Source organism: Aeromonas molluscorum 848 (assembly GCF_000388115.1).
Taxonomy (GTDB): Bacteria; Pseudomonadota; Gammaproteobacteria; order Enterobacterales; family Aeromonadaceae; genus Aeromonas; species Aeromonas molluscorum.
In genome coordinates this window covers 22917-46339 of record NZ_AQGQ01000009.1, presented here as the reverse complement: position 1 = coordinate 46339, position 23423 = coordinate 22917, and the positions used below count along the sequence as shown (strand labels likewise).

Genomic DNA, 23423 nt, shown 5'->3' with positions numbered 1-23423 from the left:
GGGTTATAGCGTACTTGTCAGCGACTTCAGGCTGGTCGTGAATGGCAGCAAGGAAAGCGTCTGCTTTCACGTAGTCTCCCCGTGCAATCTCTGCGTCAACATTGAAGGCTGACTCCAGCGCATCCACGGCGTTAGTCAGCTCCCTGTCGTCGAGATAGACGCTGCGACTGTCTAGCGCCTGTCGGGCTTGCCTAGCCTCATTGTAAGCAGCCAGGAATGCACGACGGCTTGCGTGTGTGGATGACGCTGCGGCCATCTCACGGAACTGGCCCACAAGCAGATCCCGCATCTTCCGTGCTTCGTGTACGTCCCGAGTCTTCAGCGACTTGCTGTAGATGGCCTTGCCCCTGAAGAGGGGATCATTGCGTAGTCCTTTGGGTACGTTCCAGTGAATGTGCCAGATGTTCCCACGTAGCAGGAGGCTGTTGTTGAGGGGTGATTTCTTGGTGGTCATAGTGTGTTTTCCTAGCAGTTTGTGTTAACCTGTAGGTCAGGATTAACGTCAGTCCGCATAACAAAACTCACTGCTAACTACATGTTTCGTAAGGAAATTAATGCCTTACGACCTCTTCACTTTGATCTTCGACTTCCAGTGCAAGCCTTGCCGGCTGATCTCCAATATCTCCTGGGACTTCAAGGACTAATGCGTGGCGGCCCCGGGCATGACAACCCTTATCCTCTCTGAAATGACAAGGGCGCCCTTATCGGGCGCCCTTGTCATTTCAGTCGGTTTGAAGACGCTAATCCGGCAAGGTTGCCAACCTGGCCAGAAAGTGCGGTAAAGAGGGGGCCAGCACCAGACGACGACCGCTGTCCAACCACTCCAGCCACACTTGCCCCGTCTCGTTATCCAGGGAGATAAGCGTCATCTCATTGCGGGTCGTGGCGATAAAGAGCGATGGTGAGCGCTTGAGTTTGCGCAGCATCAGCAGGTGACCTATCAGATTCTCGCGCAGCAGATCGAGATCCTGTTCATTCCAGGGCAGGATCAGCTCAAGCCTTAACCCTTTGAACAGACAAGGCAGTGGACGGCTGAACCAATGGCCAAACCACAGCTTGGCGCTCGGGTGCAGCTCCAGCTCCAAGGCGCCTTCCAGAGCGGTGAAATCGGCAGCCTCAGGGCGAGCGTGGGGGCGCCAGGCAACCAAGCCGCCATTGGGTTCACTCAGCTCGCAAGGAGAGCGCCAATCCGCCTCCCACCGACACAAGGGCAGACCCCGTCTCGCCTCACCCTCACGTTGCCAGCGCGAAAAAAAATGCGCCAGGGCAGACAAGACTTGATCCGACATCGAAATTCCTCACAATTAGCGACAACATTCGCTATTGCACCATCAATCCCATGAGCAAACAAGACAGATACGCCAACGCCCTGCAGGGGCTGAGCCTGGGCCAGCAGTCCGCCTACATCAGCCAATACAGTCCCTCCTTGCTGCAACCCGTGCCCCGCAGTCTGAACCGGGACGATCTGGCCCTGCCGGATCCCCTGCCATTCCAAGGCGCCGACATCTGGACCCTGTACGAACTCTCCTGGCTCAACGACAAGGGAAAACCTGTGGTGGCACTGGGTGAGATCAGCGTGCCCGCCACCAGTTTGAATCTGATCGAGTCCAAGTCGTTCAAACTCTATCTCAACTCCTTTAACCAGACCCGCTGCACCAGCCTGGCGGCGGTACGTGAGCTGCTGGCCAAAGACCTGAGCGCCTGTGCTGGTGCCGAGGTAGCCGTGACCCTCTATCCCCTGGGGCAGGCACCGCACCAGATAGTTGACTTGCCAGGAGAGTGCATCGATGAGCTAGATATCGAGGTCGACAACTATGAGTTCGATGCCGATCTGCTCGCCGGGGCCGCCGGCCAAGATGAGGTAGAGGAGACCCTGCACAGTCACCTGCTCAAGTCCAACTGCCTGGTCACCAGCCAACCGGACTGGGGCTCGGTGCTCATCCACTACCGGGGCCCACGCCTGGACCGGGAGAAGTTGCTGCGCTACCTCATCTCGTTTCGCCAGCACAACGAGTTCCACGAGCAGTGTATCGAGCGAATTTTCACCGACCTCAAACACCATTGTGCCCCGGAGAAACTCACCGTCTATGCCCGTTATACCCGCCGTGGCGGCCTGGATATCAACCCGTTCCGCAGTGACTGGGAAGAACCAAGTGAGAACCTTCGCCTGATCCGTCAGTAAACTCTGGACTCACGGGGGGGGGCTTGGATAACATGCCCTCACTCCCGTGCGGCCCTTAATCTAATGAATCAACTGTTTTTTCTGGCAATGATGATGTCCTCCCTGTCGGCTCCCAATGTGGATCTGACCAAGGATCAATTGTCTATCGATCTGCAACAGGCTCAGACCCTGGTGTTGAGCGATCCGGCCAGATGCGTAGAGATCACCTCAGCCTTCCTGGTCCGCACCGCCAATAACCCCAAGCAAATCATCAATAATCGCCAAGATTACGGCTACCGCGAACCCATTCTCAGCTTCGGTACCATCGCCCAGGCGACCGGCGCCCACCTGCTCAAGGGCGAGTGCCTGATCCAGCTCGCTCAACACAAGATGGCGGATCAGGAGCTTCAACAGGCCCTCGCCCTGGCGAACAAGGAGAAGCAGCCCGAGCTGCAAGCCCAAAGCCTCTATCTGATGCTGCGCAACAAGGAGCTGCTCGACAGTGGCCACGATTATGCCCCCCTGCGCGCCCAACTCGATCAGCTGCTCGGCGAAACCGCTCTCAAGAACAGTCCTCTCCAGGTCTATAGCCGGCTGCTGCTCATCACCGACCTTATCGAAGCACACCGGTTCGACGAGGCCAAGCAATGGCTCAATGAAGCGCGGCAATGGGCCCGCACCATCGACGATAGCAAGGCTCAGGCCTGGGTCGATGCGGTCAGCGGCGATCTCTATCATGCCCTCAGACAACCCCAGCTCGCGCTTGGCGACTATATTTCGGCCCAGCAGCAGGCTCGCCCCCTGGCCGACCCTCTGTTTCTCGGTCTGCTCGCCAACCAGATAGTGGATCTCTATCAGGAAGAGCAGGAGCCCCAGAAGGCATTGCAGTACGCCAACGAGGCGGCCAACTACTTCCACGCCCTTGGCAATCCCGTGCTGCTCAGCCAGGCTCTCACCGTACTGGCGCGCCTGAACCGTACCCAGAGCGACATGAACATGGCCCTGGTCTATTTCTTCAATGCCCTGGACCTGCTCGACGAAGGCAACCAGCGCATTCAGGTCGCCCAGCTCAAGTACGAAATAGGCAAAACCTATCTGCAAAGTGGCAACCTGCCCCTGGCGCGCAGCTATCTGAGCGCGGCGCGCCAGGCACACCGGGCAGAGGATGACAAGAAGCCCCTCATCGACACCCTGCTGCTGCTCGGTGAACTGCATCTCAAGCAGAAAGAGGCGGCCATCGCCATCTTGCAATTGGAGAATGCCCTGGACCTTGCCAGCCAGATCCGTGACACCGGTCGCCAGTTCGAGATCTACCGCCTGCTCTCTCTCGCTTATGAGCAGAAGGGGTATCTGCAGCAGGCTCTGGAGAGTTACAAGCGCTTCCACCTGCTGAGCGAGCAGATCAATCAGCAGCAGGTCGCGTTGGAGCAGGAGGCCATTCGCGACAACTACACCCAGGTCGAGCGTGAGCAGCAGATCAAGTCGCTGGAGCTGAGCCTGGAACACAGTCGTCATCAGCAGGAGCGCTACCTCTGGTCGAGCGTCATCACAGGCCTGCTGCTGACCTTCTTCATCTACCTCTTCTTCACCCTCTGGTTGCGACTCAAGAGTGCCCGCCAACAGGCGCGCTTCCTGGGCGAAGCCACCCTGAAGGAGCACCGTAGCGGTCTGGCCAACTGGCAGCGCCTGATGAATCGCTGGCCCAAAGAGATGGCCAAGCGCCAGCAGCAATCGGAACGCTGGTATCTGAATGAACTGACCGAGGGGGAGTTCGATGACAAGTTGCACTACCTGCTCTTCAAGGTGCCCTTCCTGGCCAACAATCTGGAACGGCACGGTTATCAGCTAGCACGGGAGATTGAGACCTCATTCGGTGACTACGTCGCCAAGTTGACGCCCCCCGATGGCCGTATCTATGACCTGCGCGAAGGGCACTTGCTCTATGTGGTCCCCCAGCGCCATGTGGCGAACTTGCATCAGCTGGCCCGTCAACTGCTCGAGCAACTTGCCGCCTTCCCCTGCGAGCAGCCACTCGATCGGCGCATCAGCCTCGGCATCGTCAGTCATCCATTCCTGCCCAAGGCGGCCACCGCCCTCGATCATCTCGGTCTGTTCGATGTCTGCTACCTGGCCCTGGCGGGGGCAATCCAGTTAGGTGAGAGAGCCAATCAGAGCGCTTGGTTGGAATTGGCCGCGATCGACTGCCAGCAAGCCGCATTTTTTAACGGTGATGTGTGGCAATGCTGCCTGATGGCGATTGACAAGGGGTTGGTAAAAGTAAACTCTTCTCACGACAAACAGTGGATCAACTGGCTTGGCCTGTCACGGACGAAGGGTACAGATGATCAATGACAAGATAGCGAATCGCTGGAGATCCGAGTCGACCTCGCCCGCAGAGGGCTACCCCACCTCCATGGATAATAACAAACAGGGCAGCCTGAAGAATGAATGACATCACTGCCGTTGCGGGACAATTGGCCAGACTCAGAGAGTCCCTTCAGCACAAACAGTTTGAACTCGACGAGACAGTGCTCTGCTCCCAGGCCGAGCGCAGCCGCAGCATCCAGTTTATCGCCAAACTGATGCAGGCTTGCCGTGGCCATGATCGCGAACTCGACAGCAAGCTCGCCAAACTCAAACAGAAGCTCGATGGCCAACCTGCCCTGACCGCTCTGGATCAGGATCTCGCCGCCATCGAGAAGCTGCTGCAACAGCACAGCACGGCCCTTGAGGAGTCGATCAGCCTGACCGCGGGCGCCATCGAACTCGGCTCCAGACAACTCAAATCCCTTAAGGGTTTTCCGGAAGAGACCCGAAAGTCCCTCAAGGCATTTCTGGCCGCTCCCAATGGTTATGGCCTCAGCGATCATCAGCGCCGGGTCACGCAATTGCTGGAGTTCTATCAGCAGGCCATCAAAATCCAGCTGTTACCCGCTAACCTCCCCCCCTCGACAGTGCTGGCCATAGCCAGGCATCCGCGAGCAAGGAGACGACCGGGGCTGAGGAGGCATCTGCCTGTCTGGATGGCAAGGTCTATAGCCGTATCGCCGATGAACTGCAGCGCCTCATTACCGAGCTCGACTTTGCCGGTGCTGTGGGTGAGAGCCTGGCGGAAATCCGTCGTCAGCTGCTGATGGGGATGGATCACAATCTGCTGGCCGAATCCTGCCTGCAGGTGATCCAACTCATCATAGAGGGCACCCGTGAAGAGCGTAAAAGCTCCCGGGCCTTCCTGACAGCCCTCAATGAGAGCCTCTCCTCGGTCCATTTCAACTTCACCGAGTCGCTGGATGAGGGACGGGCCTTGCAGCAGGCGAGCCAGACCAGCCGTGTGGCCCTGGATAACGAAGTCCAGGCTATCGATGACACCCTGACTCGCCACCACTCCTCCGAAGCGCTCAAGGATGCCATCAGCGAGCATATGGCCACCATCGGCCTGTTGCTGCGGGAGCGGGAGATCATGACCGCCCGCGAACTGCACCTCATCACGCGCCTCTCCACCATGGAGGCCAAGCTGCGACTGATGAAGGAGGAGACGGCAGAGTACAAGAAGCGGCTCACCATCCAAAAGCACAAGTTGTTCCTCGACAGCCTGACCCAGGTTCATAACAGGGCGGCGCTGGACGAACGGCTAGAGCTAGAATACAAGCGCTGGCTGCGCTACCGCACCCCCCTGTGCCTGGCCATCATCGACATAGATCACTTCAAGAACATCAACGACAACTACGGCCATATGGCCGGCGACAAGGCGTTGAAGGTCGTTGCCAAGGCGTTGCAGAAATCCCTGCGCGACACCGACTTCATCGCCCGTTTCGGCGGTGAGGAGTTCGTGGTGCTGCTGCCCAACGTCAATCCGGACAAGTTCGAGACGCCCCTCGAGAATCTGCGCAAGGCGATAAAGAGCATCCCGTTCAGGTTTCGCGATGCCAGGGTCGAGATCACCATCTCCATCGGCGCCACCCTGTTCAAGGAGGGTGACCAACCCTCGGATGCCTTCGAACGGGCCGACAAGGCGCTTTACGGATCCAAGCATGGCGGCAGAGACAGGGTCAATACCGACCTCGGCTAATCTGGCTCAGTGGCCACCTGACAGAGCCTGGCATGGCGCTGTTGGCTCTGGGCCCAGCATTGTCCCGCCAAGGCCTGGTTCGGCCTGCTTGAACGTTCAAAAAAGCAACACTCGCACGGCCCCCTATTCCCCTCCCCCTTGAGTTGGCTCTACTATCAGGCGAGAGGGATGCCCAAAGGCATCCCCTCGATCCCCAGGGAAAGAGACAACGATAACAATTGAGCGAGAAGGGGAAGATCATGATCACACACATCAATCCCGTGGGCAGCATGGACCTGCTGTCCCAGCTTGAGGTAGACAGACTCAAGCAGACGGCCTCCAGCGATATCTATCAACTGTATCGCAACTGCTCGCTGGCGGTTCTGAACTCCGGTAGCCACACCGACAGCTCCAAAGAGATACTGGAGCGCTTCAAGTCCTTCGATATTCACGTGATCCGGCGCGAGCGCGGGGTCAAGCTCGAGCTGTTCAATGCCCCCGAGCACGCCTTCGTCGATGGCGAAATCATCCGCGGCATTCAGGAGCACCTCTTCTCTGTGCTGCGCGATATTCTCTATGTCTCCAACCAGATCGATGCCAACCGCCTGGTCGACTTGGCCAGCCCGAGCCACATCTCCAATCTGGTGTTCTCCATGTTGCGCAACGCCAAGGCGATCCTGCCTGGTGCCGACCCCAACCTGGTGGTGTGCTGGGGCGGCCACTCCATCAACGAAATCGAATACCAGTACACCCGCGAGGTGGGCAGCGAGCTTGGCCTGCGTGAACTCAACATCTGTACCGGCTGCGGCCCTGGTGCCATGGAGGGCCCGATGAAGGGGGCCGCCGTGGGTCACGCCAAGCAACGCGTTCGCAGTGGCCGCTATATCGGCCTGACCGAGCCCTCCATCATCGCCGCCGAACCCCCCAACCCGATTGTCAACGAACTGGTGATCCTGCCGGACATAGAGAAACGACTCGAGGCCTTCGTGCGCCTGGGTCATGGCATCATCATCTTCCCGGGCGGAGTCGGCACCGCAGAGGAGCTGCTCTACCTGCTCGGCATCATGATGCACCCGGCCAACGAGCGCCAACCCATCCCCATCATACTGACCGGGCCCAAGGAGAGTGCCGACTATTTCCGCGCCATCGACGACTTCATCAAGGCGACCCTGGGCGAGCCTGCGACCAGCCTCTATCGCATCATAGTGGGCGATGCCACCGAGGTAGCCCGCGCCATGAAAGAAGCCATGCCGCGGATCCGTGAATACCGCAAATCGGTGGGCGATGCTTACTCCTTCAACTGGTCCCTCAAGATAGAGCCCGAGTTCCAGCTACCGTTCGAACCCAACCACGCCAACATGGCGGCACTGGACTTACATCGCAACCAGGCACCGCAGCAGCTGGCTGCGCACCTGCGCCGCGCCTTCTCGGGCATAGTGGCGGGTAACGTCAAGGAAGCGGGACTGCGAGCCATCGAGCAACATGGTCCCTTCAAGCTGCACGGCGACAAGGAGCTGATGCAGCGGATGGATACCCTGCTGGAGAGCTTCGTCAAGCAGCAGCGCATGAAGCTGCCGGGAAGCCAGTACGTGCCCTGCTACGAGATAGTGCGTTGATAGCTCGCGGCTCGAGGCAGACAGAGTAAAGGGAGGGGCGCAATGGCGCCCCTCCCTTGTTACAATGGTAACTCGAGCGCGTCAGCGCCATGTCACCACCGCCGGGCCCCGAGGATCTGGCCATTCGAGAAAGCGCAACCGCTATGCCGCCTAAATCCCATCTGCTGATCATCGACGCACTCAATCTCATCCGCCGCCTCCATGCGGTGCAGACCCAGCAATCCCTGAGCCCGGAACAGGCACTGATCGCCACCCGGGCCAACCTCATCAACACCAGCCGCAAACTGCTGGCAGCCAGCGAGCCGACCCATGTCATCGCCGTATTTGATTGTGAGCTTGATGGTGAGGTGCCAGGCTGGCGCAAGGCGCGCTACCCCGCTTACAAGGAGGGACGCACTCCCATGCCCACAGAGCTCAGGACAGGGCTTGCCAGCCTGCAGGATGCCTTCTGGGAGTGCGGTATCGATGCCCTGCTCTCCGAGACTGACGAGGCCGATGATTTGATAGCAACCCTGGCCTGCGGCATCGCCCGCCACGGTCACAGGGCCACTATCATCTCCACCGACAAGGGTTTCTGTCAGCTCATCTGCCCGCAGATCCAGATCCGTGACTACTTCAACAAGCGCTGGCTCGATGCCGCTTTCGTCCAACAGCAGTACGGCGTTGCGCCGACGCAGCTGGTGGACTTCTGGGCATTGACCGGAGTCGGCGGCTCCAATATCAAGGGGGTGGCGGGCATAGGCCCCAAGGGGGCAACCCAGCTACTGCAGCACTATGGCAGCCTGGAACAGATGCTAGCGGTCGCCACCGAGGACGCGGGCAAACCCTTGCAGAAAGTGCTGGCCCAGGCCGAAGAGGCCAGGCTCGCCCAGACGCTGGTTCGCCTGCGCCTGGATATCCCGCTGGGCTTCAATCTGCAGGAGATCCGCTATTGCACCCGCTGAGTACAAATAGGCGCAAGCATGATCAGGCTCACCTTCGCTGTTGATGAAAACCGCTAAAATGTAAAGAAACATGGTGGTAATTGGGTGAAAATGATATAAAAACCGCCGAATCCTCCCCCTCCTCGTTCCCTAGAAGTGGATTAGTTTCATGTCAAAAACCAAGATCACCGTTATTCCGGGCGACGGCATAGGCCCCAGCATCATTGAATCCGCCATCCAGATCCTGACCCATGCAGGTTGTGACTTCGAGTATGAGTATGCCGATGCGGGCCTGGTGGCCCTTGAGAAACATGGTGAGTTGCTGCCCCAATCCACGCTCGACCTGATTGAAAAGAACAAGATAAGCCTCAAGGGGCCACTCACAACCCCGGTCGGTGGCGGCTTCACCTCCATCAACGTCTCCCTGCGCAAGAAGTTTCACCTCTACGCCAATGTCCGCCCCGTCATCTCCTTCAAGGGCACCAAGAGTCGCTACGAGAACATCGACATCATCACGGTGCGGGAGAATACCGAAGGCATGTACTCGGGGGCTGGCCAGAAACGCAGTGAAGATAATCGCAGTGCCGAGGCGATGAGCATCATCACCCGTGATGGCGCCGAGCGTATCGTCACCTTCGCCTATGAGCTGGCTCGCAAAGAGAGCCGCAAGAAGGTCACCATCGTCCACAAGGCGAACATCCTCAAATCCACCTCGGGCCTCTTCCTGGAAGTCGCACGGGAGATTTCCGCTCGCTACCCGGATATCCAGAGCGAGGAGATGATCGTCGACGCCGCCTGCATGAACCTGGTGATGTACCCGGAGCGCTTCGATGTGATGGTCACCACCAACCTGTTTGGCGATATTCTCTCGGATCTGTGCGCAGGCTTGGTCGGCGGGCTGGGCATGGCACCGGGCGCCAACATTGGCGAGGGCGCAGCCATCTTCGAGGCGGTACATGGTTCGGCCCCCGACATCGCGGGCAAGAACATCGCCAACCCAACTTCGGTGATCCTGGCCTCCATCCAGATGCTGGAATACCTTGGCATGCAAGACAAGGCAGAACAGATCCGCGAAGCGGTGCGCAGCACCATAGAAGCGGGAGAATGTGTGACCCGGGACCTGGGTGGCACGGCCTCCACCGATGAGTTCACACAAGCCATCATTGCCCGGCTATAAATGCTTTAATCCATTGATTTAAAAAGGGAGCTTCGGCTCCCTTTATTTTCTCCGGCGTATGACTTTCCCCCTGTTCCATTGGCAACTATGTTCAATAGACCAAGGATAAGGAGATCCGACATGCGAGCTATGCTGATGCTGCTACTCATAAGCAGCGGGGTAATGGCCATCGACAGACCCGTCGCACAGCGAGCCTGGAAAGAGACGCCCGAACTAACCCCAACCAAGACCTGGCAATCCAGCCTGGACACCAATGCCCTGCTCAAAGCCCCCAAACCGCTGTCGTTCGGGGTTGATATCAGTACGGATAACCTCGGCAACAAGACCATTACCCCCTATCAGAAACTCAATCTGACACCGGAGAAGAGTGTCAGTCTCGCCTTTGAAAACTACAGACCCAGGATCAAGTTCAAGGCTGGTGGCATGAACACCGCCGTCAAATTGCGCGGGGATGGGGTCAAGATGCAATTCAACCCGACCGACAAGAAGATACCGCTGCAAGTCGAGATCAAGCTCACCGATGATGAGTCCTCCCTGCGTTTCGACTACAAGTTCTGAGCGCCATCTTGCACAAGCTGGCCGCCTAGGTAGAGCGTGTCGGGGAAAAGAAAAAGACCGGCCAAAGCCGGTCTTTTTGTATCCATCATTGCCGCTGCGGGCAAGCCGTCAGATCTTCTCTTCCAGCTTGGAGACCCAGTACTTGTTGTACACATGCACGGTGATCTCTTCGCGATCGTGATAGAGCTGTTTGGCCTGGATGACGAAGGCATTATCAATTTTCTTGAGTAGCTCGCGCAACACCTCAATGTTGTGCACAGCCTCGGCATAGCGCTTCTTCATCGGCAGCTTGAGGTTGAACATTGCCTCCTGGCAATCTCCATCCTTGAACCAGTCGGCGATCATGTGAGTCACCCGTGCCGGCTTCTCCACCATGTCGCACACCAGCCAGTAGATATTCTTCTTGCTCGGCCGCCAGACGAAACCATCATCACGCAGGTGCTTAACCTGACCCGTATCCATCAGGGACTGGGCCATGGTGCCATTATCCACCGCCGTCACCATCATGCCGCGACGCACCAGCTGATGCGTCCAGCCTCCGGGACAAGCCCCCAGATCCACCGCCTTCATGCCGGAGGTGAGACGACGGGTCCACTCCTCCTTGGGCACGAACACATAGAAAGCCTCTTCCAGCTTGAGGCTGGAGCGGCTCGGTGCATCAGGCGGGCAGCGCAGACGTGGTATGCCCATATGGAATTCGGAGTTGTTGAAGGAGTAGGAATACCCCAGCAACAGGTGATCGTTGGCCATGAAGAAAGCGTGGAACACGGGACGGTTGCCCGTCTCCTTCTTGGTCAGGATCTCATTGTTGCGCAAAGCCTGGCGCAGCGGCACGGTGAACTTGCGGCAGAAGGCCGACAGCTCCTTGGCCTCATTGGTATCGGCAGTTTCCACCCGCAGATCGCCACAGATGGTGTATTCACGGGTTGCTTCCACGATGGGTGAGATCCGATCAGCCACATCCAGATCCTTCAGCTCATGGGTCACCACCAGCATCTGACGGATGAAGATAAGCTCACGGAATGGCAGCTTGCGCGCCAGCAGATCGGCCTGCTCTTCGTCATACAACTCGTATATCACATAACCGCTGTCGTCCTTGACCCGAGCAAAGCCGTAGCACTGCATGTTACCGGCACGCTCGGTGATCTCTGCCGCCGCCTCTTTCTCAAAACCGGGGCGGCAATATAGCAGCAGATTATTCATTTTTTCCTCCAAGACGACAGCCCACCCAGATAAGGGCGGTCCATCCCAACATAAAACAGAGGCCACCGGCCGGGGTCACTAACCCAAGCCCCTTGCTGCCAAGCAGCACCATGGCATAAATACTGCCGGAGAATCCCAGGATCCCCAGCGTGAATGCAACGCCCGCCACGGTGATAGCGCGGCGGCGCGGTGCGCACCAACCCAGCATCAGCAGGGCCAGGGCGTGAAAGAACTGATACTCGACGGCGCTATGATAAGCCGCCAGTCGCTCCGGACTTATCCCGGTTGCCGCCAGGCCGTGGGCTCCATAGGCCCCCAGCATAGTGGCCGTGAGACCAAAGAGGCCCGCGAGCACCAACCAGACAGGGTTAGTTCTCATCATTAACTCCTTGCAATACAACATCATGGACAGCCCCTGAGGTCTGCGCCTTGATGAAACACTGTATATGGGCCACCGCCTGAGCAAGATTCTCCGGCTCGGTGCGGCCACTGGCCTTGCGCGGCTTGAAACTGTGGTCACCATCTTGCAACCACTGCACATCGACGCAGGCGGAGAAGGGAAAATCCGCCAACTCCAAGCGGCTGCCGAAGCTGTCGCGCTCCCCTTGCAGCAGCAGAGTTGGCGTCTTTATCTGCTTGAGTATCTCACCACGCCAAGCGTCCGGCTTGGCGGGAGGGTGGAAAGGATACCCGAGAACGAACAATCCTGCAGCATTGACGTCATCGGCTATCTCGGCTGCCATGCGCCCACCCATGGATTTACCGGCGATAAAGAGCCGGGGATGGGCAAATTCGGCCACCATGGCACGCCAATGGGCCAGCAATACCGGTTGCCGGTCCGGTGGCCTGCGTCTGCCATCCAGAGCCCGCTTGCTCATATAGGGAAAATTGAAACGGATCACCTCAATATCAGGCCCCGCCAGCAATGCCGATAGCCGGGTCAGGAAATCGTGATCCATACCAGCGCCAGCACCATGGGCCAACAGCAGCCGAACAGGGGCCTGGGCACAGCCTTCTCGGATCACCTTGTCGCAAACCAGATCAGGCATCGGCAAGCCTTGCCCGGCGGCGGGCCTCCTCTTGCTCTACCAGCTCCAGCATCCAGTCGCGAAATGCCACTATCTTGCCCTGGTCGGCTTGCTGCTCCTGGCACACCAGATAGAAGGCATTCTTGCTAACCAATACCTGCTCGAACGGGCAAATGAGGCGCCCCGCTTCGATTTCTGGCTGAGCCAGCACGCTATGACCCAGCGCCACGCCCTGACCGTGGATAGCGGCCTGGATCACCATGGTGGAGTGGCTGAAGATGGGCCCCTGATTGACGTTGGGGGCATCGATGTCGAGCTGGCGGAACCAGGCCTTCCAGTCACGGCGCGACGTATCGTGCAGCAGGGTATGACGAGTCAGATCTTCAGGCGTGCGCAGCGGCTTGGGACCGGTCAGCAACAGCGGTGAGCAGACCGGGATCAGGTATTCGGTATGCAGCTTGTCACAGCGCAACCCAGGCCAGTTGCCACGGCCATAATAGATAGCCACATCCACGTCGTCGGTGAGCGCCCCCTCGTCCATATCCACCGCCTTGATGCGCACGTCTATGTCGGGGTGACGTTCGCTAAAGCGTACCAGACGTGGCACCAGCCACTGAATGGCAAAGCTCGGCTGCAGGCTGACGGTGAGGGCCCCCTTGGCGCTGCGAGCCAGCAGCTTGTCGGTGGCCTCGGAGATGGAGGCGAAGATGTCCTTGATGTCGAGGAAGTAGCCCTGCCCCTCTTCGGTCAGCAACAAGGAGCGATTCTTGCGTCGAAACAGTTTGATCCCCAGGTACTCTTCCAACGCCTTGATCTGGTGGCTGATGGCAGCCTGAGTGACGAACAGCTCTTCGGCTGCCCGGGTAAAACTTAAGTGGCGCGCCGCCGCTTCGAAAGCCTTGAGCGCATTGAGCGGGGGTAAACGACGAGACATGACACCAGCCAACGATGAGTTTTTCTAATGGACCGCATTATAATTTGTCGGTTGCGGGCCGACCAGTGAATAAACATAATTCGCTTCGCAATCCGTTGTCATATGGCTCACCTTTTCTGCCCCATGTGGTTTACATGTGCCTTATGAGTCGACGATCCGATTGTGGTGTTGTGTTTCTTCCTCTGCGGGAAGAGGGTTCAGGCCGTGAGGTGTTGACCCAGTCTGTCATCTGAATGTGTTTGGCGCCTCCTCTTGGATGGCGCCTTTTTTATTGCTGCAACAAGGGGTTGGCCCGCAGCGTGCCACGGGCCCCATCATCATACTTTGAACTGGCCCACCAACTGCTGCTGCTGATCGGCCAGGGATGCCAAGGAGCGGCTATTGTCGGCAGCGGTTGCTGCCTGTTCACGAATGCGATGGCTCACGTCGCGAATATTACTGACGTTACGATTAATCTCATCGGCCACCGTGCTCTGCTCCCCCGCCGCCCGGGCTATCTGCTCATTCATCTGGTGTATGGTACCCACCGCGTAGATGATCTGCTCGAGCACCCGCACCGAGGAATCCACCTTGTCCAGGGTCAGGCTCGCCTGGCCATGGCCGCTCATGATCGCCTTGACTACCGCCTGAGTACCCGATTGCAACTGATGGATCAGGGTCTGGATCTCGACGATGGCATTCTGGGTACGACCGGCCAGGTTGCGCACTTCATCCGCCACCACAGCAAAGCCGCGGCCCTGCTCACCGGCACGTGCCGCCTCGATGGCAGCATTGAGCGCCAGCAGGTTGGTCTGCTCGGCAATGCTCTGGATCACCGTCAGTATGTCATTGATGTTCTCGCTGTTGGCCGAGAGACGCTCCACCTCCGGCTTGGCATCGCTGATGACGGTCATCAGCCTGGCCATGGCAACCTGGGTATCGGCCACGACAAACTTGCCCTCCTGGGCGGCACTGTCCGCCTCGTCGGCCGCCGCGACCGCCGCTTTGGCATGGCCTGAGACCTGCAACGCCGTGGCACTGAGCTCCTCGAAGGCGGTGGCCACCAGATCCACTTCCTGATACTGAGCCTGCATCCCCTCGCTGGTGCTGTCGGCGACCACGGCGGCCTGGGTGGCGCTGGCACGAGTGCCGCCGACTGTAGTGATGATGTCACCCATGGTGAGCTGCAGCTTGTTGAGGAAACGGTTGAAGCCATCGGCCAGATCGCCAATCTCGTCGCTGCGCTGAATATCGATACGCTGCGTGAGATCCCCCTCCCCGGAGGCGATGTCATTGAGGCGGGCTACCACGGCGCGAATGGGCGCCACTATGCGATGAGCCATCCACCAGATAAACAACAGCGCAGCCAGGGTTATCAGGCTGCCTACCCCAAGCTGGGACCAGATGCTGTGCTTTGCCTGGGTCGTCAGCTCGCTTTGCAGCTGGCTGGCCGATGCCAGCACCACGGCCCGTGGCAGATCGATATAGATACCCCAGCGCTGGGAAGTGCCTCTCATGGTCACAGGCATGAAGCTCTGCAGAGTGCGGCCATCCTGGCTCCATTGAGTGAGCGGTTGGCCCGCATCGAGCCAGCTGGTGAGCATGCTCATCAACCCCTGAAACTGCGCATCAGGGGCCTTGCCTGGGGTGATGTCGAAACCGGCGGCACCGGCGACCCGACCACCGTGGCTGAGCAGCAGTATCCGCCCCTGGCCCTGATAGAGGGTCTGATCCATCTCGGCCACCAGGGCCTGCAGCTTGGCCAACGAGATATCCATGCCCACCATGCCGAGCAACTTGCCCTCTTCAAGCAGAGGGGTGGTCACCGAGGTCATCAACACCTCTTGATTGCCAACTTCGTCGAGATAGGGTTCGAGCAGGCAAATGCTCTGCTCACGCAGGCTGCAACGATACCACTCGTTCTTGGGAGTGCCAGACTCGTCCGGGCCGGCATCATTCAAGGTGGCTTCGTTCATTACCTCCAGGCTCACCTTGTCACCCACATGAGCCCAGTAGCTGGAAAAGCGCCCCTTGTCATTCGAGCCAAGATCCGTCGATCCCTGATAGTTGGCATCCTCGCCATCGAGCTGATCGGGCTCAAAAATGGCATAGGCTCCCAACAGATTGGGAGAGTGCATGACCGCATTGTGCAGTTGCTGATTGACGGCACCACGCAGTGCTTCGGAGTGGATGAAGTTGTCACTGGCATTCTGGCGCTGGAACAATAGGCTCTGGGCCAGCAGGGTGGCCCGGAAATAGGCCTCGTCCAGATAGCTGGTCACCCGGGCCGACTGCTCGGATCCCATGGCTTGCATCCAGCGGGTAGCCGCGAGTTCGGCCTCTGCCGTGGTGGAGGTCATGACCTCATCCTGCATGCGGGATGCGTTGTAAAGGGAGGAGACCACCAGCGTGGCGGCACAGAGCAACAGGGAACAACCCGCAATCAGGGTAATCCGGCCCTGCACTGAGAGAGAGAACATGCGAAACATCCTTTTAATGCAGTTATCTTCAAGTTATCGGTGGCAACAACAAAAACTTAACCTCAACTGTTGAGATCCAGACTAAGTTGATTCACTTCCCCCTCCTTTGGCAAGCCCACCACTAAACCAAGGAGCCGTATGGGTTTTCCTTCCGCCCGTACCAGCCCTTCATGGAGCAGATCATGGAACAGGGGAGCCGAATACCCCCCATGACTGCGATAGACGGTGGTCTGCTGGAAATCGGCAAACTTGAGCTTGATCCCCTGCCCCATGATCTGATCCCGCGGACAGCGTTCACCAAACCGCAGTTCCAGCTCGGGGATGAGCCGGGTCAGTACGGCCCAGCAAGCCGACTCGTCATACACATCGGCGTTCAGGGTCGTCTCCACCCCGATGCTTTTGCGCACCCGGGTCGCCTGGACCTGGCTGTCATCACGGCCCCAGATACGATCCGCCAGCATCACACCAAGCTTGCCAAAACGCCCCTTGAGCTCATCTTCCGGCAGCTGACGCGCATCTTCGCACAGGTAGAGCCCTTGCAACTCGAGCCGCTCCGCCGTCTTGCGTCCTATCCCCGGGATCTTGCCAAGGGGTAGCAGGCGCACAAAGTCGTCCACATCCTGAGGGGCAATAACAAAGAGGCCATCGGGCTTGCGCCGCTCACAGGCCAGCTTGGCCAGGAACTTGTTGGGCGCAACGCCGGCGGAAGCCGTCAGCCCCAGCTCACTCTGGATGGCCGCCCGGATCTGCTCGGCCATCAGGGTGGCACTGCCGCCGCAATGGGCGCTGTCGGTGACATCCAGATAGGCTTCATCCAGGGAGAGCGGCTCAACCAGCTCGGTGTAGCGGCGAAAGATGGCCTGGATCCGGGTCGAGGTCTCTTTATAAAGCGCCATTCGCCCCGGCAGCAACACCAGCGGGGGACAGAGCTTGCGTGCCAGGGCGGTCGGCATGGCGGAGCGCACCCCGAAGCGGCGTGCCACGTAGTTGCAGGTGGAGATGACGCCGCGCCTGTCGGCCGAGCCGCCGATGGCCAGCGGTACCGCGCGCAGGGCCGGGTTCTCGCGCATCTCAACGGCGGCGAAGAAGCAATCCATATCGATGTGAATAATCTTGCGCATGATACTGTACAAATAAACAGTTAATATTGACATCTTACCCCAGCGTCAGGATCTAGACCAGATGGGTGTAGTTAGGGATCAGGCTGCTACGATTTCGACTAGTCTACAAGACTCGAAGGACGACGGATCTGGAGGCGATATGCGTAGAGTATGGAGATATCGGGGGCTAGTCTTGGGGTTATTGCTCTGGCCTATGCTGGGGAGTGCCAAGCAGCATCCTACCGCCGAGTGCCGCTGGCTGCACGACAGGATAGCTACGCTCAAGCAGGCCGTTGCCAAGGGCGATACCCTGGGCACTCAGGAAGAGCTTGCCCGTTGGCTGCAGGAGTACAAGAGAAAACAGTGTCGCCAATACGACTACTGACGATGCCAAGAGACGACCTCAATGGCCAGCCTCAAGAAAAAATAAGGCCATCCCGAGGGATGGCCTTATGGCAATCAGATGATCCTGTGCTCTTCGAGCATCTTGCGGCGGGCCTCTTCCTTGGCCATCTTCTTCTTGCGATTGTCACAGGGATCAGGGCAGTCGCATGCCTTCTCGATACCCACTGAGCCCAGGCCACCACAGGAGCCCGAGATGCTCTTCTTCTGGAAGATATAACCGATGGCCATACCGACCACCACCAACAGAAACACCGCGAAGGTGATCAGAAAAATCTGCATATAGATTCCTTACTTAGCATCACGGGTCAGGAATGGCTTGAAGGCGGGAGAGTAACGCTCGTCAAACCCTTCATCCGTCTTGGTCACCATGAAGATGGCCAAGCCTTTTTCGGTTGCATAGGCCATGCCCTTCTCGGGGCCCATCACCGTCAGCGCCGTGGCCAGCCCATCTGCCGTCATGCAGGAGGGATGGACCACAGTCACCGAGACCAGCCGATGATGAATGGGTTTGCCGGTGGCGGGATCGATGGTGTGGGAGAAGCGCTGTCCATCCATCTCGTAATAGTTACGATAATCCCCCGAGGTGGCGACCCCGTTGTCACCGACCTGGATCACTTCCTGCACCGAACCCACATTGGCGGTTGGCTTCTCGATGGCGACTCGCCAGGGGTGACCCTTGCCGTTGACGCCATTGATACGCAGCTCGCCGCCGATCTCGACCAGATAGTTGCGCGACCCCTTGGCTTCCAGGTACTCGGCGACCTTGTCCACCCCGAACCCCTTGGCAATGGAGGAGAGATCCACATAGAGATCCGGGATGTCCTTTTGCAGGGTATCGGCATCGGCAGAGGTGATCACGTGCAGATTGCCCAGGCCCGTCTTTTGGCGAGTCTGGCTGATCAACTCATCGGATGGCACCTTGGTCGGCTTTGCATCCGGACCAAAGCCCCACAAATTGACCAGAGGGCCCACTGTCACATCCAGTGCGCCACGGGTCTCACGGCCCAGATGCAGGGACTCGGTGACCACGCGGGCGGTGTCGCGAGAGACCACAACCGGCGTCGAGGTGCGAGCCTGATTGAAGCGGGACAGTTCGGATTCGGGTCTGTAGGTGGACATCTGATCGTTCACCAACTCGAGCAACTGGTCGATATCAGCCTGGAACTTGGTTTTGTCCGAGATGGCGTCATCGGCCACCTTGATGGAGTAGTAGGTGCCCATGGTGCTGCCGGTGATCTGAGTCTCCGGATGGGTTTTGACATTTTCCTGGCCACACCCTGCCAAGAAAAAGGCTAGCCCGAAGGCTAGCCAGGTCTTTACAACACTGCGCATGGATTAACCACCAAAGTCATCCAGGAGGATGTTTTCGTCTTCAACGCCGAGGTTTTTCAGCATGTTGATGACGGCCGCGTTCATGACGGGAGGTCCACACATGTAGAACTCGCAATCTTCCGGCGCCTCGTGGTTCTTGAGATAGTTCTCGAACAAGACGTTGTGGATGAAGCCGGTGTAGCCATCCCAATTGTCTTCCGGTTGCGGATCAGACAGAGCGACGTGCCACTCGAAGTTATCGTTCTCGGCCGCCAGCATGTCGAAATCTTCGACATAGAACATCTCACGCTTGGAGCGAGCACCATACCAGAAGGTCATCTTGCGATTGGTCTTCAGGCGACGCAGCTGGTCGAAAATGTGGGAGCGCATCGGCGCCATACCGGCACCACCGCCGACAAACACCATTTCGGCATCGGTGTCTTTGGCGAAGAACTCGCCGAACGGACCCGAGATGGTCACCTTGTCACCAGCCTTGAGGCTGAAGATATAGGAGGACATCTGGCCGGGAGGCGCAGTCCAGTTGCTGGGCGGTGGGGTCGCGATCCGCACGTTCAGCATGATGATGCCAAACTCTTCCGGATAGTTCGCCATGGAGTAAGCACGAATGATCGGCTCCTTCACCACAGACTCCAGCTCGAAGATCTTGAAGCGATCCCAGTCACCACGATACTCCTCGGGAATATCGAAGGTGTTGTACTTGACGTGGTGAGCCGGCGCTTCGATCTGGATATAACCACCGGCGCGGAACGGCACGCTTTCGCCATCGGGGATCTGCAGCTTGAGCTCCTTGATGAAGGTGGCCTTGTTATCGTTGGAGATAACAGTACAGTCCCACTTCTTCACCCCGAAGATCTCTTCAGGCAGTTCGATCTCCATGTCGGAACGCACAGTGACCTGACAGGCCAGACGTTCCCCATGACGGGCTTCACCCTTGCTGATGTGATCCAGTTCAGTCGGCAGTATGTCACCGCCGCCCGCCTTGACCCGCACCTTGCACTGACCACAGGAGCCACCGCCGCCGCAAGCGGAGGAGACGAAGATGCCGCTACCGGCCAGCACGCTGAGCAGCTTGCCACCGGCCGGACTGGTCACGCCCTTGGCCGGATCGCCATTGATGCTGATTGTCACGTCACCCGCGGTCACCAGCTTGGACTTGGCGAACAGAATGACTGCCACCAAAGCCAGCAGGATCACGGTAAACATGACCACACCCAGAATAATTTCCATTTATGATTCCTTTTCCGATTACAAGGAAATACCAGAGAAGGACATAAAGCCCAGCGCCATCAGACCCGCGGTGATGAAGGTGATGCCCAGGCCACGCAGACCTTCCGGAACATCGGAGTACTTCATCTTCTCGCGGATCCCCGCCATCGCAACGATGGCAAGCATCCAACCGGCACCCGAGCCCACGCCATAGACCACAGACTCCGCGAAGTTGTAGTCACGCTGCACCATGAAGGAGACGCCACCGAAGATGGCACAGTTCACGGTAATCAGCGGCAGGAAGATACCCAGGGCGTTGTAGAGCGCAGGGAAATACTTGTCCAGGGCCATCTCCAGGATCTGTACCAGGGCTGCAATCACACCGATGAAGGTGATGAAGCTCAGGAAGCTCAGATCCAGACCAGGGGACAGGGCACCATCTTTCAACACGAAGTTGTAGATCAGGTTGTTAGCCGGTACGGCGATGGTTTGCACCACAACCACGGCAATACCCAGACCCATGGCGGTCTTGACCTTCTTGGACACTGCCAGGAAGGTACACATCCCCAGGAAGAAGGAGAGGGCCAAGTTTTCGATGAAAATCGAACGAACCAACAGACTCAGATAATGTTCCATACCTTAATCCTTCGCCTCCACCTGCTTGGGATCCTTGGTACGTACGCCCCAAATGATCAGACCAATGATGAAGAATGCACTCGGCGGCAGCAGCAGCAGACCGTTTGGCACATACCAGCCACCGTTGTTTACCAGCGGCAGCAGCTCGATACCAAACCAGGTGCCGGATCCCAGGATCTCACGCACGGTGGCCACGGTCAGCAGCACGGCGCCATAACCCAGACCGTTGCCGATACCATCCAGGAAAGAGGGCAGCGGGGCACTCTTCATGGCAAAGGCTTCGGCGCGACCCATCACGATACAGTTGGTGATGATAAGACCCACAAATACCGACAGTTGCTTGGAGATCTCATAGGCATACGCCTTGAGCACCTGGTCAACCACGATAACCAGGGACGCGATGATCGCCATCTGGGCGATGATGCGCACACTGTTCGGGATCTGGTTACGGATCAGGGAGATGAACAGGTTAGAGAAGGCGGTGACCGCCATGACCGCCAGGGTCATGACAAACGCCGTCTTCATCTGGCTGGTAACGGCCAGCGCGGAACAGACACCCAACACCTGCAAGGCGATGGGGTTGTTGCCGAGCACTGGCGTCAACAGCAACTTCTTCATTGCGGTATTGTCAGCCATTGTTGAGTTCTCCTGCGCGGATCTTGGCAAGGAAAGGACCAAAGCCCTGGGGGCCCATCCAGAAATCGAACGAGTGCTGGACACCATTACTGGTCAGCGTCGCGCCAGAGAGGCCATCGATCTCATGCTCGGAACCAACCGGTGCATGACCCTTGATCACCCGCAGTGCAGGCTGACCATCTTGACCGAACAGCTTCTTGCCGACGAACAGCTCACGCCATGCCGGGTTCTCGACCTCGCCACCCAGACCCGGGGTTTCGCCCTGGTCATAGTAGGTGATGCCCTTGATGGTCTGGCCATCAGCGGCAACGGCGACGAAGGCATACATGGTGGACCAGAGGCCCTGACCATAGATCGGCAATATGATGTTATCGACCTTGCCTTCGCTGTCTTTGGCGAAGAAGACCGGCATCAATTTGGAGATCTGACGGATCCCGGCCTTATCATCGGCAGCAGCCAGACGAAGGTTCTCGGCCGGATTCTTGGCAGCCATCTTGAAATCGAAGCCATCAGCATCGCCATCGACGAACTGACCGGTAGAGAGATCTACCAGACGCGCTTCGATCTTGTCGCCATACAGCTTGCCGAGTTCACTCTTGGCGATGCTGGTCACATCGATGCCAGCAACGGCAAGGATGTTGCTCTGCTTGTCCAGAGCCTTGTTCAGCTGCTGAGCCGGACGCAGGCCCACGGCGGCCACAGAGACCACGATGGAGCAGACCAGGCACAGACCCGCCACTATGCTGACGGTGCCGACGGTTGAGTCTTTATTAAACGCCACGACTGATCCTCCGCTTGATGTTCGCCTGTGCCACGAAATGGTCAAACAGCGGGGCAAACAGGTTCGCAAACAGAATGGCCAACATCATGCCTTCCGGGAAGGCGGGGTTCACAACACGGATCAGCACGACCATGAAACCGATCAGGGCGCCGTACCACCATTTACCTTTGTTGGTAAAGGAAGCAGACACGGGATCCGTTGCCATGAAGGCCATACCGAAGGCAAAACCACCCAGTACCAGATGCCAGTGCCACGGCATGCTGAACATGGGGTTGGTATTTGAACCTATGACGTTGAACAGCAGGGAGGTCGCTACCATACCGATCATGACACCGGCGATGATGCGCCAGGATGCTATGCGCATGTAGACGATCATGGCTGCTCCGATGAGGATCATCAGGGTGGAGACTTCACCGATGGAACCCGGCAGGTTACCCAGGAAAGCATCCATCCAGCTGATGGCCTGACCGGTAGCGCCATTGATCAGCGACATCTGGCCACCTTGAGCCCACTGGCTCAGTGCGGTTGCGCCAGAGTAGCCATCGACGGCAACCCAGACGGCGTCGCCAGAGATCTGGCTCGGGTAGGCGAAGAACAGGAAAGCACGACCCGCCAGTGCCGGGTTCAGGAAGTTCTTGCCGGTACCACCGAACACTTCCTTGGCCATGACCACACCGAAGGTGATGCCCAGGGCAGCTTGCCACAATGGCAGCTCAGGCGGCACGATAAGCGCGAACAGGATCGAGGTCACGAAGAAGCCTTCGTTGATCTCGTGCTTGCGGATCATGGCAAACAGCACTTCCCAGAAACCACCGACGATGAAGACGGTAATGTAGATGGGGAAGAAGTGAGTCGCACCGATCAGCATCTTGCTGCCGATACCAGCCACCGCCGGATCCAGCGAGGCGCCCAACAGGGTAGCCAGGCCATATTGCCAGGAAACGGCACCGGCGGCAGAGCCGAGGTGCGCGATGGCGGCAATCGCCTGGTTGCCTATGTTGAACATGCCCCAGAACATGGCCGGGAACACGGCCAGCCATACCATGATCATCATGCGCTTCAGGTCGAGCGCATCGCGAACGTGGGCGGCATTACGGGTGACAGTACCCGGAGTGTAGAAAATGGTGAAAGCCGCTTCGTACAGGGCGTAGTACTTCTCGTACTTGCCGCCCGGCTCGAAGTGATGTTCCATATTTTCAAGAAATTGCTTGAAACTCATC

The 23423-nt window shown here is 58.2% G+C and carries 23 protein-coding genes and 1 pseudogene; 9 read left to right on the top strand and 15 right to left on the bottom strand.

What is annotated here, in order from left to right; all coding sequences use genetic code 11:
* On the bottom strand, positions 1 to 454 hold a 454-nt coding region (locus tag G113_RS03160; RefSeq protein WP_005893377.1), incomplete at its 3' end, for a DUF6538 domain-containing protein.
* A gap of 100 nt (positions 455 to 554) precedes the next feature.
* On the opposite strand from G113_RS03160, the gene G113_RS22130 reads away from it, so the two are divergent.
* A complete protein-coding gene (locus G113_RS22130) occupies positions 555 to 644 on the top strand; it encodes a DUF2310 family Zn-ribbon-containing protein (protein WP_005893375.1) in 90 nt (29 codons plus the stop codon).
* A 96-nt stretch (positions 645 to 740) separates the two neighbouring features.
* On the opposite strand, the gene syd is transcribed toward G113_RS22130, so the two are convergent.
* On the bottom strand, positions 741 to 1289 hold the full coding sequence (syd, locus tag G113_RS03155; protein ID WP_005893373.1) for a SecY-interacting protein: 549 nt from the start codon (positions 1287 to 1289) through the stop codon (positions 741 to 743).
* Positions 1290 to 1339: 50 nt separating this feature from the next.
* Here syd and queF point away from each other — a divergent pair, with 50 nt between their 5' ends.
* The 7 genes and pseudogenes from queF to G113_RS03115 all read left to right on the top strand — a co-directional run bounded on the left by queF (position 1340) and on the right by G113_RS03115 (position 10483).
* Positions 1340 to 2182 carry an NADPH-dependent 7-cyano-7-deazaguanine reductase QueF gene (gene queF / locus G113_RS03150; protein ID WP_005893372.1) on the top strand — a complete coding sequence of 281 codons (843 nt, stop codon included), beginning with the start codon at positions 1340 to 1342 and terminating at the stop codon, positions 2180 to 2182.
* A gap of 63 nt (positions 2183 to 2245) precedes the next feature.
* Positions 2246 to 4513 (top strand): tetratricopeptide repeat protein, encoded by a 2268-nt coding sequence (locus tag G113_RS03145; protein WP_040318853.1) that lies wholly within the window; start codon positions 2246 to 2248, stop codon positions 4511 to 4513.
* Positions 4514 to 4605: 92 nt separating this feature from the next.
* Positions 4606 to 6230: pseudogene (locus G113_RS22125) on the top strand (GGDEF domain-containing protein).
* Positions 6231 to 6469: 239 nt separating this feature from the next.
* A complete protein-coding gene (gene ppnN, locus G113_RS03130; protein ID WP_005893365.1) occupies positions 6470 to 7825 on the top strand; it encodes a nucleotide 5'-monophosphate nucleosidase PpnN in 1356 nt (451 codons plus the stop codon).
* Positions 7826 to 7968: 143 nt separating this feature from the next.
* Positions 7969 to 8769 (top strand): flap endonuclease Xni, encoded by an 801-nt coding sequence (gene xni, locus G113_RS03125; protein WP_005893362.1) that lies wholly within the window; start codon positions 7969 to 7971, stop codon positions 8767 to 8769.
* A 148-nt stretch (positions 8770 to 8917) separates the two neighbouring features.
* Positions 8918 to 9925 (top strand): isocitrate dehydrogenase, encoded by a 1008-nt coding sequence (locus G113_RS03120; protein WP_005893359.1) that lies wholly within the window; start codon positions 8918 to 8920, stop codon positions 9923 to 9925.
* A 120-nt stretch (positions 9926 to 10045) separates the two neighbouring features.
* Positions 10046 to 10483, top strand: coding sequence for a hypothetical protein (locus tag G113_RS03115; RefSeq protein WP_005893357.1), 438 nt, complete (start codon positions 10046 to 10048; stop codon positions 10481 to 10483).
* Positions 10484 to 10591: 108 nt separating this feature from the next.
* Here the strand turns inward: G113_RS03115 and rlmM are convergent, their stop codons facing one another.
* The 6 genes from rlmM to dinB form a co-directional block, all read right to left on the bottom strand.
* Positions 10592 to 11686 carry a 23S rRNA (cytidine(2498)-2'-O)-methyltransferase RlmM gene (gene rlmM, locus G113_RS03110; protein WP_005893355.1) on the bottom strand — a complete coding sequence of 365 codons (1095 nt, stop codon included), beginning with the start codon at positions 11684 to 11686 and terminating at the stop codon, positions 10592 to 10594.
* Positions 11679 to 12065, bottom strand: a complete 387-nt coding sequence (locus G113_RS03105) for a DUF423 domain-containing protein (protein ID WP_005893353.1) — start codon at positions 12063 to 12065, stop codon at positions 11679 to 11681. Before G113_RS03105 ends, rlmM begins: the two co-directional genes overlap by 8 nt.
* Complete coding sequence (locus tag G113_RS03100; RefSeq protein WP_005893351.1) at positions 12055 to 12735, bottom strand: alpha/beta family hydrolase; 681 nt, start codon at positions 12733 to 12735, stop codon at positions 12055 to 12057. The genes G113_RS03105 and G113_RS03100 overlap by 11 nt, the downstream gene beginning before the upstream one ends.
* Entirely contained in the window at positions 12728 to 13648 is a 921-nt protein-coding gene (locus tag G113_RS03095; protein ID WP_005893350.1) for a transcriptional regulator GcvA, read from the bottom strand. Before G113_RS03095 ends, G113_RS03100 begins: the two co-directional genes overlap by 8 nt.
* Before the next feature lie 317 nt (positions 13649 to 13965).
* Positions 13966 to 16107, bottom strand: a complete 2142-nt coding sequence (locus G113_RS03090; protein ID WP_005893348.1) for a methyl-accepting chemotaxis protein — start codon at positions 16105 to 16107, stop codon at positions 13966 to 13968.
* A gap of 62 nt (positions 16108 to 16169) precedes the next feature.
* On the bottom strand, positions 16170 to 17228 hold the full coding sequence (dinB, locus tag G113_RS03085; RefSeq protein WP_005893345.1) for a DNA polymerase IV: 1059 nt from the start codon (positions 17226 to 17228) through the stop codon (positions 16170 to 16172).
* A 139-nt stretch (positions 17229 to 17367) separates the two neighbouring features.
* Here dinB and G113_RS03080 point away from each other — a divergent pair, with 139 nt between their 5' ends.
* On the top strand, positions 17368 to 17592 hold the full coding sequence (locus G113_RS03080; protein WP_040318855.1) for a hypothetical protein: 225 nt from the start codon (positions 17368 to 17370) through the stop codon (positions 17590 to 17592).
* A gap of 74 nt (positions 17593 to 17666) precedes the next feature.
* On the opposite strand, the gene nqrM is transcribed toward G113_RS03080, so the two are convergent.
* Genes nqrM through G113_RS03045 form a run of 7 tightly spaced genes read right to left on the bottom strand, consistent with a single transcriptional unit; the run spans position 17667 to position 23422 of the window.
* The gene (nqrM, locus tag G113_RS03075; protein ID WP_005893340.1) at positions 17667 to 17891 is read right to left on the bottom strand and encodes a (Na+)-NQR maturation NqrM; all 225 of its coding nucleotides are present in this window, start codon (positions 17889 to 17891) and stop codon (positions 17667 to 17669) included.
* Between the two features lie 9 nt (positions 17892 to 17900).
* Positions 17901 to 18944 carry an FAD:protein FMN transferase gene (locus G113_RS03070; RefSeq protein ID WP_005893338.1) on the bottom strand — a complete coding sequence of 348 codons (1044 nt, stop codon included), beginning with the start codon at positions 18942 to 18944 and terminating at the stop codon, positions 17901 to 17903.
* 3 nt (positions 18945 to 18947) lie between these two features.
* Entirely contained in the window at positions 18948 to 20171 is a 1224-nt protein-coding gene (nqrF, locus tag G113_RS03065) for an NADH:ubiquinone reductase (Na(+)-transporting) subunit F (RefSeq protein ID WP_005893336.1), read from the bottom strand.
* 18 nt (positions 20172 to 20189) lie between these two features.
* Positions 20190 to 20786, bottom strand: a complete 597-nt coding sequence (gene nqrE, locus G113_RS03060) for an NADH:ubiquinone reductase (Na(+)-transporting) subunit E (protein WP_005893334.1) — start codon at positions 20784 to 20786, stop codon at positions 20190 to 20192.
* A gap of 3 nt (positions 20787 to 20789) precedes the next feature.
* Positions 20790 to 21422 (bottom strand): NADH:ubiquinone reductase (Na(+)-transporting) subunit D, encoded by a 633-nt coding sequence (locus G113_RS03055; RefSeq protein WP_005893332.1) that lies wholly within the window; start codon positions 21420 to 21422, stop codon positions 20790 to 20792.
* Complete coding sequence (locus tag G113_RS03050) at positions 21415 to 22203, bottom strand: Na(+)-translocating NADH-quinone reductase subunit C (protein WP_005893329.1); 789 nt, start codon at positions 22201 to 22203, stop codon at positions 21415 to 21417. Before G113_RS03050 ends, G113_RS03055 begins: the two co-directional genes overlap by 8 nt.
* Positions 22193 to 23422 carry an NADH:ubiquinone reductase (Na(+)-transporting) subunit B gene (locus tag G113_RS03045; RefSeq protein WP_005893327.1) on the bottom strand — a complete coding sequence of 410 codons (1230 nt, stop codon included), beginning with the start codon at positions 23420 to 23422 and terminating at the stop codon, positions 22193 to 22195. The genes G113_RS03050 and G113_RS03045 overlap by 11 nt, the downstream gene beginning before the upstream one ends.
* Position 23423: the final 1 nt, after the last annotated feature.